The sequence below is a fragment of the Kribbella flavida DSM 17836 genome (genome assembly GCF_000024345.1).
Classification (GTDB): domain Bacteria; phylum Actinomycetota; class Actinomycetes; order Propionibacteriales; family Kribbellaceae; genus Kribbella; species Kribbella flavida.
Map to the genome: position 1 here is coordinate 5,680,175 of NC_013729.1, position 12,926 is coordinate 5,693,100.

General features: G+C 69.1%; 10 protein-coding genes. 8 read left to right on the forward strand and 2 right to left on the reverse strand.

All coding sequences use genetic code 11. The features are described from left to right. The first annotated feature begins 323 nt into the window (after window positions 1-323). The 8 genes from KFLA_RS26130 (at window position 324) to KFLA_RS26165 (ending at window position 9,538) form a co-directional block, all read left to right on the forward strand. Window positions 324-1,334: a LacI family DNA-binding transcriptional regulator gene (locus KFLA_RS26130; RefSeq protein WP_012922838.1), complete on the forward strand. Its 1,011-nt coding sequence runs from the start codon at window positions 324-326 to the stop codon at window positions 1,332-1,334. A 182-nt stretch (window positions 1,335-1,516) separates the two neighbouring features. Further along, window positions 1,517-3,196: an ABC transporter substrate-binding protein gene (locus KFLA_RS26135; protein ID WP_012922839.1), complete on the forward strand. Its 1,680-nt coding sequence runs from the start codon at window positions 1,517-1,519 to the stop codon at window positions 3,194-3,196. An 81-nt stretch (window positions 3,197-3,277) separates the two neighbouring features. Further along, window positions 3,278-4,342 (forward strand): ABC transporter ATP-binding protein, encoded by a 1,065-nt coding sequence (locus tag KFLA_RS26140; RefSeq protein WP_012922840.1) that lies wholly within the window; start codon window positions 3,278-3,280, stop codon window positions 4,340-4,342. Beyond that, complete coding sequence (locus KFLA_RS26145; RefSeq protein WP_012922841.1) at window positions 4,339-5,319, forward strand: ABC transporter permease; 981 nt, start codon at window positions 4,339-4,341, stop codon at window positions 5,317-5,319. Before KFLA_RS26140 ends, KFLA_RS26145 begins: the two co-directional genes overlap by 4 nt. A 2-nt stretch (window positions 5,320-5,321) precedes the next feature. Continuing rightward, entirely contained in the window at window positions 5,322-6,362 is a 1,041-nt protein-coding gene (locus KFLA_RS26150; RefSeq protein WP_012922842.1) for an ABC transporter permease, read from the forward strand. Beyond that, window positions 6,362-7,369 carry an ABC transporter ATP-binding protein gene (locus KFLA_RS26155; RefSeq protein ID WP_012922843.1) on the forward strand — a complete coding sequence of 336 codons (1,008 nt, stop codon included), beginning with the start codon at window positions 6,362-6,364 and terminating at the stop codon, window positions 7,367-7,369. The genes KFLA_RS26150 and KFLA_RS26155 overlap by 1 nt, the downstream gene beginning before the upstream one ends. A gap of 77 nt (window positions 7,370-7,446) precedes the next feature. Then, on the forward strand, window positions 7,447-8,853 hold the full coding sequence (locus KFLA_RS26160; protein ID WP_012922844.1) for a GH1 family beta-glucosidase: 1,407 nt from the start codon (window positions 7,447-7,449) through the stop codon (window positions 8,851-8,853). Between the two features lie 109 nt (window positions 8,854-8,962). Next, the gene (locus KFLA_RS26165) at window positions 8,963-9,538 is read left to right on the forward strand and encodes a DinB family protein (protein ID WP_012922845.1); all 576 of its coding nucleotides are present in this window, start codon (window positions 8,963-8,965) and stop codon (window positions 9,536-9,538) included. Window positions 9,539-9,576: 38 nt separating this feature from the next. Here KFLA_RS26165 and KFLA_RS26170 read toward each other — a convergent pair whose 3' ends face one another. Both KFLA_RS26170 and KFLA_RS26175 read right to left on the reverse strand, forming a co-directional pair. Continuing rightward, window positions 9,577-10,977 carry an alpha/beta hydrolase gene (locus tag KFLA_RS26170; RefSeq protein ID WP_237706596.1) on the reverse strand — a complete coding sequence of 467 codons (1,401 nt, stop codon included), beginning with the start codon at window positions 10,975-10,977 and terminating at the stop codon, window positions 9,577-9,579. 317 nt (window positions 10,978-11,294) lie between these two features. Then, window positions 11,295-12,872: an FG-GAP-like repeat-containing protein gene (locus KFLA_RS26175; protein ID WP_012922847.1), complete on the reverse strand. Its 1,578-nt coding sequence runs from the start codon at window positions 12,870-12,872 to the stop codon at window positions 11,295-11,297. Between the last annotated feature and the right edge of the window lie 54 nt (window positions 12,873-12,926).

Consider the following 12,926-nt stretch of genomic DNA (forward strand, 5'->3'; position numbering starts at 1 on the left):
GTGGTCCGGCGTACGTCCATGGTGTGTCGACCGCCCTCTGGAAATGCTTCGCCCGGCCGCCGGGGCAGCCGCTGAAATCGATCCCTCCCGCGCGATCCATCATGCCGCAGCCCGGGAGCGAAACCGCTGCGCCGGACCGGTCGGCGCCCTTCCTACAAAGCGTGAACTTAGCCGTGGTTCGTTATCTCTTCGTGATTGACGTGACCTGGCCCACTCGGCTTCACTCTACGGAACCGCTTCCGAAACCGGTTCCGAACACGAAGTTCACGCGCCGGCAACAACCCGCCCCGCACGACCCCGACCGCCCGAGGGGAGCTGAGAACGTGTCGATCACGATCGCCGACGTCGCGGCCCGTGCCGGTGTCAGCAAGACCACCGTGTCACGCGTGCTGAACGGCAAGGGCGAGCTCGACCTGCGGACCGCCGAACGGGTCCGCCAGGTGATCGACGAGCTCGGCTACGTGCCCAGCGCCCGGGCCGTCGGCCTGGCCCGCGGCCGGACCCGGATCGTCGGCATGCTGGTTCCTTCGCTCACCTGGCCCTGGATGGGCGAGGTGCTGCAGGGCGCCGTGGACGTGGTCGAGTCCGAGGGCTACGGCCTGCTGCTGTTCACCTGCAACCGGGGTGAGGAGTCGATGCAGCAGTTCGCCTCGCAGGTCTCGGCGCAGTCCTTCGACGGCCTGCTGGTGATCGAGCCGGAAGGCACGCTCGCCTACATCGAACAGCTGCACTCCCGCGGCTTGCCCGTCGTCCTGATCGACGACCGGGCCAAGCAGCCGCTGTTCCCGTCCGTCGCCACCACCAACCGTGCCGGTGGCGCGGCCGCGGCCCAGCACCTGCTGGAGCTCGGTCGGCGCCGGCCGCTGGTGATCACCGGCGTGGACTGGTTCGGCTGCACCCAGGAACGCCTGGACGGTTTCCGCGACACCTACGCGGCGGCCGGGATCGAGCTGGACCCACGGCTCGTCCACGAGGGCGACTTCACCCACGCGAGCGGGCGCCGCGGTGTCCAGCAGGCGCTCGACGCGGGGCTGACCTTCGACGCGATCTTCGCGCACAACGACCTGTCCGCCGGCGGCGCCATCCAGGCCGTGCGGGAGGCCGGGCGCAACGTACCGAACGACGTGTCGGTGGTCGGCTTCGACGACATCCCGTACGCCCAGCACACCGAGCCGCCGCTCACCACCGTGCACCAGCCGATGCGTCAGATGGGCCAGGCGGCGGCCCGGATGCTGATGGGCTACTTCGGCGGCCGGCCGCTGCCCGACGCTCCCCAGGTGCTGCCCACGACGCTGATCGTGCGCAGTTCGACAGCCCCCGTCCGCCCCTCGTAGGACAACCGGCGGCGAGGCAGCTGCCCCTGCTTCGCCGCCGGTCCCCACCCGCCGATACCGATCCGTTAGGCCGTCCGCTCTTTCCATGAGAGCGCTTTCACGGCACGATGCGACCCCAAAAGCACCACCCGACAGTCATCCGACCGTCATCCGCCAGCAGTTGGACGAACACAGGAGGAACGATGCGAGCACGACGCTCAGTCGCGCTGGCCCTCACGGGCCTGCTCGCGGCAGCACTGGCTGCCTGCAGTAACGGGGACACGAACAACTCGACCGCGAGTTCCGGCGGGACCGCCGCGACCGTCCTGAACGTCGGTATGCCGAACGGCCCGCAGACGGAGAACCACAACCCGTTCCTCGGTTCGTCCTCGGGCGCCTCGCTCGGTTACCGGTGGATGATCTACGAGCCGCTGGTGATGATCAACGGCATCAAGCCGCAGGAGCCCGGCAAGCCGTGGCTGGCGACCGAGTGGAAGTGGGCCGACAACTTCACCAAGCTGTCGCTGACCATCCGCGACGGTGTCACCTTCTCCGACGGCAAGCCGATGACCGCCGCCGACGTCGCGTACTCGTTCCAGCTGCGCAAGGACAACGAGGGCCTCAACCAGGACGCGATCCCCTACGGCACCATCACCCAGAGCGGCAACAAGGTCGACCTGACCTTCACCCGCTCGCAGTTCGTGAACCAGAACAAGATCCTCGCCGTGTTCGTCGTCCCGAAGCACCAGTGGTCGACCTTCAAGGACCCGAACCAGGACACCGTCAAGCAGCCGATCGGCACCGGCCCGTACAAGCTGAAGTCGTTCACCCCGCAGTCCACCACGCTGGAGCTGCGCGGTGAGTACTGGCAGGAGCTGCCGAAGGTCAAGGAGCTGCGCTACACGTCGTACAACGACAACAACGCGCAGACCACCGCGCTGGCCAACGGCGCCTCGGAGTGGAGCTTCGTCTTCGTCCCGAACGTGAAGACGGTCTTCCAGAACAAGGACCCGGAGAACCACAAGGTCTGGGCGCCGGCGAACCTCGGCATTCACGGGCTGTGGATCAACACGACCCGCAAGCCGTTCGATAACCCGGCCCTGCGGCGCGCGATGGACAAGGTGATCAACCGCGACGACATCTTCCAGCAGGCCGAGGCCGGCTACTTCTACCCGAAGATCGAGTCCGTCACCGGCATCCCGACCCCGGCCGGTGAGTCGTTCATCGCGCCGGAGTTCAAGGACAAGTTGCACGCCGTGGACGTCGACGGCGCCAAGGCCGAGCTGGCCGCCGCCGGCTTCAAGCTCGAGGGCGACACGCTGAAGGACCCGAGCGGCAAGCCGGTCACCATCACGCTCACCGACCCGGCCGGCTGGTCGGACTACATCACCAGCCTGGAGATCATCAAGGACAACCTGTCCACGATCGGGATCAAGGCGAGCATCGACAAGGCGAACCAGGACGCCTGGTTCAAGGCCTTCGACGAGGGCGACTTCGACGCCGGCATGCACTGGACCAACGGCGGCGCCACGCCGTACGACATCTACCAGAACATCATGGACGGCAAGATCCTCAAGCCGGTCGGCAAGGGCGGGGTGAGCGGCAACTACGGCCGGTTCAACAGCCCGGAGGCGACCAAGGCGCTGGACCAGTACGCCAACGCGACCGACGACGCCGCCCGCACCGCGGCGCTGAACACGCTGCAGAAGATCATGGTCGAGCAGATGCCGATCGTCCCGACCGGCGCGTCCAACATCGGCGCGCTGTACAGCACCAAGAACTGGGTCGGCTGGCCGGACGAGCAGAACCAGTACGCGCCGGCCCAGCCGACGCAGCAGAACGCTCTGCAGATCGTCCTGAGCCTGAAGCCCGCAGGGGCCTGACCCCCACCGCGGCCGGGAGCTCACGCCCTGGAGCTCCCGGCCGCGGCACCCCTGTGCCGAACCCGCGAGGAGTCAGGAAAGATGACGGCGACGCAAGCAGCACCGACCACTGGCGACGTGGTCCTCGAGGCCGAGAACCTCACCAAACACTTCCCCGTCCGGCGGGGCCTGCGCGACCTGTTCACCCGCGAGCGCAAAGCCGTGCACGCGGTGGACGACATCCAGCTGACGCTGCGCCGCGGGCGGGTCACCGCCCTGGTCGGCGAGTCCGGCTCCGGCAAGTCCACGGTCGCGCGCCTGATGGCCCAGCTGTACACCCGCACCTCCGGTGACATCCGGCTGCACGGCGAGTCGGTCACCGTGCACGGCGGCCGCAAGTTCCGCGCCTACTGCCGCCAGGTGCAGATGATCTTCCAGGACCCGTTCGCGTCGCTGAACCCGGTCCACACCGTGCGGTACCACCTGACCCGGGCGCTGAAGATCCATGGCCGGGCCGGCACGAACTCCGCCGAGCTGGAGCAGAACCTGCGCGACCTGCTGCTGAGGGTGCAGCTCACTCCGCCGGAGCGGTACCTGGACAAGTTCCCGCACGAGCTGTCCGGCGGTCAGCGCCAGCGGGTGTCGATCGCTCGTGCGCTCGGCGCGGACCCGAAGGCCCTGCTCGCCGACGAGCCGGTCTCGATGCTGGACGTGTCGATCCGCCTCGGCGTCCTGAACCTGCTGCGGGACCTGAAGGAACGCCTCGACCTGGCGATCCTCTACATCACCCACGACATCGCCTCGGCCCGCTACTTCGCCGACGAGACCCTGGTCATGTACGCCGGCCGGATGGTCGAGGGCGGCGACTCCGAGACCGTCACCCAGCACCCGGCGCACCCCTACACCCGGCTGCTGATCGAAAGCGCGCCGGATCCCGACCGGCTGGACCGGGTCGGCGACCCGAAGGACGCGCCGGCCGACGAGGGTGGCGGCGAGCCGCCGAGCCTGATCGCCCCGCCGACCGGCTGCCGCTTCCACCCGCGCTGCGTGCACGCGATGCCGAAGTGCTCCACCGAGCACCCGCCCCGGTTCGAGCTGCCCCTGGTCGACAGCGGCCAGGCCCACTGGGCGGCCTGCTGGCTCTACGAGGAAGGAGCCGCGAAGTGAAGTTCCTGCTGCAGCGGATCGCGTTCTACCTGTTCACGGCGTGGGCCGCGATCACCATCAACTTCTTCATCCCGCGGCTGATCCCGGGTGACCCGGTCACCTCGCTGATCAACAAGTTCCAGGGCCAGATGAGCACCGAGGCGATCGACTCGCTCTACGTGCTGTTCGGCCTGGACAAGGACGCGAGCGTGTGGAGCCAGTACGTCGACTACTGGGGTCAGGTGTTCCGCGGCGACCTCGGGCTGTCGTTCACGTTCTTCCCGACCCCGGTCTCCGACATCCTCGGCCAGAGCCTGCCGTGGACGATCGCGCTGGTCGGCATCACCACCTTCGCCAGCTTCGTGATCGGCACCGGCCTCGGCGTACTGGCCGGCTGGCGGCGGGGTTCGTGGCTCGACGGCCTGCTGCCGGTGACCACGTTCCTGTCCTCGATCCCGTACTTCTGGCTGGGCCTGATCGCGATCACCCTGCTGGCCGGCCAGGGCAGCTTCTTCCCGTCGTCCGGCGGCTACGAGCCCGGCCTGGTGCCGTCCTGGAACAGCGAGTTCATCGGCAGCGCGGTCCAGCACAGCCTGCTGCCGGCGGTCACCATCCTGATCTCGTCGGTCAGCGGCTGGATCCTCAGCATGCGCAACATGATGGTCACCGTCGCCTCGGAGGACTACATCACCGTCGCGCACGCCAAGGGCCTGTCCGAGCGCCGGGTGATGGTCAGCTACGCGGCCCGCAACGCGCTGCTGCCCAACGTGTCCGGGTTCGCGCTGTCGCTCGGCTTCATCGTCGGCGGAACCCTGCTGGTGGAGATCGTCTTCTCCTACCCCGGCATCGGCTACAACCTGTTCCAGGCGGTCGGCGCCAAGGACTACCCGCTGATGCAGGGCGTCTTCCTGGTGATCACGATCTCGGTGCTGGTCGCCAACCTGATCGCCGACATCGCGTACCTGCTGCTCGACCCGCGCACCCGCAAGGAGGGCTGACGATGTCGGCACCCGCCACCACCATCACCGCGGTCACGCCCGAAGGCCCCGAGGTCGAGGCCGCGCCCGCCAAGCGGCAACGACTCCGGTTCGTCGCGAACCCGAAGGCCACCACCGGCCTGGTCGTGCTCGCGCTCTTCTGCCTGATCGCGGTCATCGGGCCCTGGATCGCGCCGTACGATCCGTCCGCGCGCAGCAGCGACCTGCTCCAGCCGCCGTCGGCCCAGCACTGGTTCGGCACCACCCACCTGGGGCAGGACATCTTCTCGCAGGTGCTGGTCGGCACCCGCGGCGTCATGTTCGTCGGCCTGCTGGCCGGTATCGTGGCGACCGCACTGTCGGTGCTGATCGGGGTCAGTTCCGGCTTCCTCGGCGGTGCCGCCGACGAGGCCCTGTCGGCGCTGTCGAACGTCTTCCTGGTCATCCCCGCGCTGCCGCTGATCATCATCGTCGCCTCGACCATTCCCGGCGCCGGCGACCTGATGATCGCCCTTGTCATCGGCCTGACCTCGTGGGCCTGGGGTGCGCGGGTGCTGCGGGCCCAGACCCTGTCGTTGCGCCGCCGCGACTACGTCGAGGCCGCCCGGGCGACCGGCGAGAGCACCTGGCGCATCATCACCGTCGAGATCCTGCCCAACCTGACCGCGATCATCGCCTCGGGCTTCGTCGGTACGGTGATCTTCGCGGTGATGTCGGAGATCACGCTGGCCTTCATCGGCATCTCGACGATCTCGGAGTGGAACTGGGGCACGATCCTGTTCTGGGCGCAGAGCCAGCAGGCCCTCGCCCAGGGCGCGTGGTGGTGGTTCGTCCCGGCCGGCCTGGCGATCGCCGTGCTGGGCACCGCGCTGTCGCTGGTCAACTTCGGCATCGACGAGTTCGTCAGCCCGCGGCTGCGCAGCAGCGGGCACACCCGGGTGAAGACCAAGGACGGCCGCACGGTCCGGATGAAGGTCGGTTTCACCCCGGTGCTCACCACCCACGACAAGACCGCGCCGGTGACCCCGGTCGTGCGCGTCGACGAAGCGAAGGGCACGGTCTGATGCCGAAGGAACCAGTCCTGGAGATCAGGAACTTCAACGTCGACTACGGCCTCGGCGACCAGGCGGTCCGGGCCATCCGCGACGTCACCCTCACCCTGCACCGCGGGGAGGTGCTCGGCCTGGCCGGCGAGTCCGGCAGCGGCAAGTCCACGCTCGCGTACGGCGTCACCCGGCTGCTGCCGCCGCCCGGCGTGATCAGCGGCGGCTCGGTGATCTACCACCCGCCGGGCGACCAGCCGTACGACGTGATGGCGCTGTCGCCGGCCGAGCTGCGCAAGTTCCGCTGGGCCGAGACGTCGATCGTGTTCCAGGGCGCGATGAACTCGCTCAACCCGGTGCACAAGGTCTCCACCCAGATGCTCGACGTGATCCGCGCGCACGAACCCCAGCTGAGCGGGCCCGCCCGGGTCGCCCGGGCCCAGGAGATGCTCAAGCTGGTCGGCATCTCGGCCGACCGGATGGACGCCTACCCGCACCAGTTGTCCGGCGGCATGCGGCAGCGGGTGATGATCGGCATGGCGCTCGTGCTCGAGCCGCAGATCGTGATCATGGACGAGCCGACCACCGCGCTCGACGTGGTGATGCAGCGCCAGATCCTCGCCCAGCTGGTCGAGCTGCGCGAACGCCTCGGCTTCTCGGTGCTGTTCATCACCCACGACCTGTCGCTGCTGGTCGAGTTCTCCGACCGGATCGCGATCATGTACGGCGGCCGGATCGTCGAGCAGGCGCGCTCGGCCGACCTCTACAAGGACTCCCTGCACCCGTACAGCGAAGGCCTGCTGAAGTCCTTCCCCGCCCTGCGCGGACCGCGCCGGGAGCTGAGCGGGATCCCCGGCTCGCCGCCCGACCTGCGCGGCATGCCGACCGGTTGCTCGTTCCACCCGCGCTGCCCGCACGCGTTCGACCGCTGCTCGACGGACATCCCCGTCCTCGGCGTCCCGGAGGCCAGGAACGACCCGAACCGTTCGGTGGCCTGCTGGCTGCCCGGCCGGGTCCCTGTCGCCTAACTCGCCCACTTCCCCGAAGGGAGTCAGTACGGCGCCCGCGCCTGCCCACCGGTGGGTGCGGGTGACGTACGTCCACCATGAACACAACTGCTGCCCCCTCCACCTCGACGGAGGCCGCCCTGATCGCGGGCCTGCCGGCCGGTTTCCGCTGGGGTGTCGCCACCTCGGCGTACCAGATCGAAGGCGCGGTCGACGCCGACGGCCGGACGCCGTCGATCTGGGACACCTTCTGCCGGGTCCCGGGCGCGGTGCACAACGGCGAGAACGGTGACGTCGCCTGCGAGCACTACACCCGGATGCCCGACGACGTCGCCCTGATCAAGGACCTCGGCCTGGACACGTACCGGTTCTCGGTGTCCTGGCCACGGGTGCAGCCGCGCGGCACCGGTGGGGTGAACCCGGCCGGCATCGCCTTCTACGACCGCCTGGTCGACGAGCTCCTTGCCAGTGGCATCGATCCGTGGGTGACCCTGTACCACTGGGACCTGCCACAGGAGCTGGAGGACGCCGGTGGCTGGCCGGCCCGCGACACGGCGTACCGGTTCGCGGACTACTCGATGCTGGTGTTCGACGCGTTGAGCGACCGGGTGGACACCTGGACCACGCTGAACGAACCGTGGTGCTCGGCGATGCTCGGCTACGCGTACGGCGCGCACGCCCCCGGCAAGCAGGACTTCCCCGCCGCCGTCGCCGCCGTCCACCACCTGCTGCTCGGCCACGGCCTGGCCACCGAGCGGATGCGCGAAGCCGCCCCGCGCAAGCTCGACATCGGCATCACCCTGAACGCCGCCACGGCGTACCCGGCCTCCGACGCCGAACCGGACCTCGAGGCCGCCCGGCGCGCCGACGGCATGGGCGCCCGGCTGTACCTGGACCCGCTCGTGCACGGCCGCTACCCGGCCGACGTGATCGCCGACCTGGCCGCCCAGGGCGCCGAGCTCCCGGTCCAGGACGGCGACCTGGCGACCATCTCCGCGCCGATCGATGTGCTCGGCATCAACTACTACTTCAGCCAGCAGTTCACCGGCTACGCCGAGGACGGCCGCACGGTCGGTGAGGACGGCCTGCCGATCAGCCGCACCCTGCCGCTCAACCGGCCGCGCACGGCGATGGACTGGGAGATCGTGCCGGAAGGTTTCACCGACCTGCTGGTCCGGATCAGCCGCGACTACCCCGGGCTCCCGATGGTCGTCACCGAGAACGGCGCCGCCTTCGACGACGAGCCCGACGAGAACGGCTTCGTCGCCGACGACGGGCGTACGGCGTACTTCACGGCCCACCTGGCGGCGGTGGCATCGGCGATCGAGCAGGGCGCTGACATCCGCGGATACCTGGCGTGGTCGCTGCTGGACAACTTCGAGTGGGCCTACGGCTACGAGAAGCGGTTCGGCATCGTGCGCGTGGACTACGGAACCCAGGCGCGGACCCCTAAGCAGTCAGCGTTGTACTTGAAGGACTTGGCCGAGCAGCATCGCCGGCGCTGACTGCTGCGCCGCTGACGCGCAATCTCACCGCTGGCAGCCTTTGACACCGATAACTTGGAGGACGGCATCAGCGATGAGATAGCGCGTCAGTGAAGGGGTGAGGTGGGGGTTGGCTGGGGTCAAGGAGGAGTTGTGGGCGGGGTTGCGGGCGGCGCGGGAGGCGAATCTGCGCAAGGCGGAGGGGCTCAGCGAGTACGACCTGCGGCGGCCGATGACGGCGAGTGGGACCAACCTGCTGGGGGTGCTGAAGCACCTCGGCGGGATGGAGTGCGGGTACCTCGGTGAAACCTTCGGGCGGGACCTGGATCGGGTGATTCCCGGCGACGAGGACTGGGAGGGTGCCGCCGACCTGTGGGCGCGGCCGGACGAGTCGGCGGGGTTCATCGTCGACTGGTACCGGGAGGCTTGTGCGCATGCCGACGCGACCATCGCGATGCTGGAACTGGATGCGCCGGGGTGGGTTGGGCACTGGGACGAGGGGCATCAGGCGACGACGCTCGGCGCGATGATGGTTCGCGTGCTCGGTGAGGAGTGCCGGCACGGGGGACAGCTGGACGTCGTGCGCGAGCTCGTCGACGGGACCGGAGACGCGCGGGATGCGGAGAAGGACCCGGAGGTGCGGCGAGCGTTCGTGGCGAGGGTGCAGGCTGCCGCGGATGTGTTCGGGCCGCAACAGCCTCACTAGCCGACCGACGCCGACTGCGGGGTACGGCGTACCGGTGGTCACCCGCCCAAGTACTCGTTGACAGCAGCCACCATCGACGGCACCCGTTCGTCGTAGACGCCGTGGGCTCGTCGGTCAACTGTCTTGAGCGTCGAGTTGGGCAGCTTCTGGTGCAGCGCCCGCGCCCACCGTACCGGGATGTTGTCTCGTTCCGCCTGCACGATCAGCATCGACACGTTGTTGCCGATAGCAAGATCCGGCTCGGTCGTGTGCTGGGTCCAGTACGCGCACGGCAGGAATGCCATGGCGAACAGCGGTTGCGTGTCACGGGCGTTGCGCAGATCCCGCCGGTACGCCGCCAGGTCGCTCGGCCAGCCTCGGTCGTTGCAGGTGTACGCGACGGACGCCGCCACGAACTGCGAGATCATCGGCACGGTCCCGTAGTACTGCGCGAGCCAGCCGGCCAGTTCCTCGGAGGGTTCGGCGCGCCGACCAGCCGCGGCGTCGAGCACCGTGCGGACGTTGCGCGCCATCAGGTCCCGGTCGCTCTCGTCGCCGAGGGCCGACTGGAGCAGCCAGGGCAGCGCGGCCGAGTCGACGCGGTAGTCGCCGATGGCAAGAGTCTTCCTTTGCCGCAGCACCCTGGTGACGGCGGTGCGGATCTGCAGACCCGAGCGGCCGAGGTGGTACGTGTCGTCACGCCACGCGGCCCAGGCGGCCCACTCGTCGAAGGCGGCCTCGCTCTGCTCACCGGTCGCCAGGTGGTGGTACTCCGAACCTTCGACGTCCGTGACGCTGTCGACCACCATCCGGTCGACCCGTGACGGAAACAGCTGGCTGTAGACGACTCCGAGATCCGCACCCCACGACACCCCGTAGTACGAGATCTTCTCCTCCCCCAGCGCGGCCCGGATCGCGTCCATGTCGCGCGCCGTGTTGCGGATGCTCGCGTGGCGCAGGCCGTCCCGCGGGCACCCGGCAACGAAGCGCGCGGCGTTCCGGCTCGACGCCTGGAAGTCCGCCGCGGTCGGCGACGAGCGGAACACGTCAGCAAGCCGCACCGGACCACAGTCGATCGGAGCGCTGCGCCCGGTGAAGCGCGGATCGAACCCGATCAGGTCGTACTGCGCGGCAACCTCGCCCAGCAGCCCCTTGAGCTCCGCCGGATAGCCGATTCCTGGTCCACCCGGGCCACCGGGATTCACCAGCAGTACGCCGCGCCGCTTGGCCGGGTCTGCCTTGATCCGCGACACCGCGAGATCGATCGTGCGCCCGTCGGGCCGCAGCGGATCCAGCGGCACCCGGACCGTCGTACAGGTGGCGTCCGCGGCGTCGAGCTCGGCTCCGGCGTCGCCGGAGCCAGTACGGCAGTCCTGCCAGGTCGGCTCGGCCGGTGCGGCCCGCGCCTCCAGCGGTACGACGGCGGGCAGGAGGAGCAGCAGAGCAGCCATGATTCGCATGCTCCGACCCTAGGAATCGGAGCAGCCCCCGACCTGGGCCCAGAAGCCCGACCGTGAGTAGCGCTCGCGCTCCCCTCCGCGCTCCAGTCGACAGAAGGTGGGGCGGGTACCGATGTGGTAACTGCAGCTTTGTGCAGCGCACGCCTGCTGCCCAAAGAGTTGAAGTTCTGATCAAATAGACCCAGTGGTGGCCGGTGTTCCCGCGAAGTCACCGGCCACCACCCTGCCGAACGCCGGACTCCGGGCCCGGCGTTCAGCTCTGTCCGGGCCCGTGGCGGCGCCTCTACGTCACCGTGCGGTGACCCGGGTGAGAGGCGTCAGCCGTTCCAGCCGGAGCCCTGCTTGACCCGAGTGCCGAGCCCGCTCGCCTTGCCCGGGTACAGGTACATGTCACCGCCGGTGTTCGCCACCGTGATCAGGTCCGGGATCTTGTCGCCGGTGAGGTCACTCACCCCCGTCAGCGAGCGCATCCCGTTCCAGCCGCCGGTGCCGATCTCGACCCGCGACGTACCGCCGGCGAACGTGAGGCCCTTGTAGAGCCACAGCTTGCCCGTGCCGGAGTCGACCGCGACGAAGTCGGGCTTGCCGTCGCGGGACAGGTCGCCGATCGGCGCGAGCTTGGTCATCTTCGTCCAACTGGTGCCGAGCTGCTTGCGGGCGGCGAGGCCGTTGAGCTTGCCGGGGTAGACCCACAGCCTGCCGGTCGACTTCTCGATCGTGACCAGGTCCGGCTTGGAGTCGCCGGTGATGTTGCCGGCACCGATCAGGTCGCGCATGCCGTTCCAGCCGCCGGTGCCGATCAGGAGCCGGGTCGAAGCGGCCAGGGCAGGACCGCGGTACAGCCAGAGCTTGCCGGTGGACTTCTCCACCGCCGCCACGTCGGCCTTGCCGTCGCCGGTCAGGTCGCCGACCCCGGCCAGCTCGGTCATCGCGTTCCAGCCGGTGCCGAGCTTGACCGCGTTGCTGCCGCCCTGGAACGAGCCGTGGCCGGTGTTGGTGTACCGGTACAGCGCGCCGCTCGGCCGGTGCACCGCGATCATGTCGGTCAGACCGTCGCCACTGAGGTCACCGGCGGCGGTCAGGTCGGCGTCGGAGTGGCCGGCGACGTACGCCAGGCCGTAGCTCTGCATGGTTGCGTTCAGCGCCGCGGCGGTCAGCGTGTGGGTACCACCGGTTGGCTTCCACGGGTCCCAGACGGTCAGCGTCTTCTTCGTGAGGTCGTAACCGTAGATCAGGATCTGGTGCCCGAAGTGGCCGCTCATGCCCTTGTTCCAGGGCAGCTTCTCCATCCAGACGCCGATGGTCGGCGCCCGCTTCAGGGTGCCGATGTCGTACGCCGCCCAGTTCAGCAGGTTCGTCGCGTTGCCGGTGGTCTCGGCGTTCCAGACCGAGTAGCCGAGCGGGTTCACGTACTTGTTGACCACCGGCAACGACGTCCGGCTGTAGGTCCCGGCGGTGGTGGTGCCCATCTCCTTGGCCAGCGTCGCCTGCGAGACGGTCACGCCGTACGTGCCGAGCGTGATCGAGCTGGACGCGGGCACGCAGTAGTAGTTGGTGCTCTGGTAGACGCCCTTGATCGTCACCTTCGCCGCGGTCGGCGCGGCGGCGACCGCGGCGGCCAGCGCGGTCGCCGACTTGGGCCGCGCGGTTACACCGGGAGCGACCTCCGTCGCAGTCGTCGAACCGCCCGGGCGGGTGACACCGCCGACGACGCTCGGCGCGTACGCCGCGGCTTCGGCGGCGCTGAGGGGAACCGAGCCGCCCGTCGGCGGGAGCAGCTCGGCAACGCCGGTGGTTCCGGTGCCGGCGGTCGCCATGTGCGCGACACCACCGGCGACGAGCCCGAGGCTCACGACGACGGCGGTGCCGAGCTTCCAACGGTGACGCAGTTTCATGCAGGGGTCCTCACGACAGTGCAGGCGAATGATCGAGGATCACCCAAACACGAC

Bases quoted from the DNA above. Each gene is read 5' to 3' on its own strand.
- KFLA_RS26135 (WP_012922839.1), top strand. From the start codon at position 1,517: ATGCGAGCACGACGCTCAGTCGCGCTGGCCCTCACGGGCCTGCTCGCG.
- KFLA_RS26140 (WP_012922840.1), top strand. From the start codon at position 3,278: ATGACGGCGACGCAAGCAGCACCGACCACTGGCGACGTGGTCCTCGAG.
- KFLA_RS26150 (WP_012922842.1), top strand. From the start codon at position 5,322: ATGTCGGCACCCGCCACCACCATCACCGCGGTCACGCCCGAAGGCCCC.
- KFLA_RS26155 (WP_012922843.1), top strand. From the start codon at position 6,362: ATGCCGAAGGAACCAGTCCTGGAGATCAGGAACTTCAACGTCGACTAC.
- KFLA_RS26160 (WP_012922844.1), top strand. From the start codon at position 7,447: ATGAACACAACTGCTGCCCCCTCCACCTCGACGGAGGCCGCCCTGATC.
- KFLA_RS26170 (WP_237706596.1), bottom strand. From the start codon at position 10,977: ATGCGAATCATGGCTGCTCTGCTGCTCCTCCTGCCCGCCGTCGTACCG.
- KFLA_RS26175 (WP_012922847.1), bottom strand. From the start codon at position 12,872: ATGAAACTGCGTCACCGTTGGAAGCTCGGCACCGCCGTCGTCGTGAGC.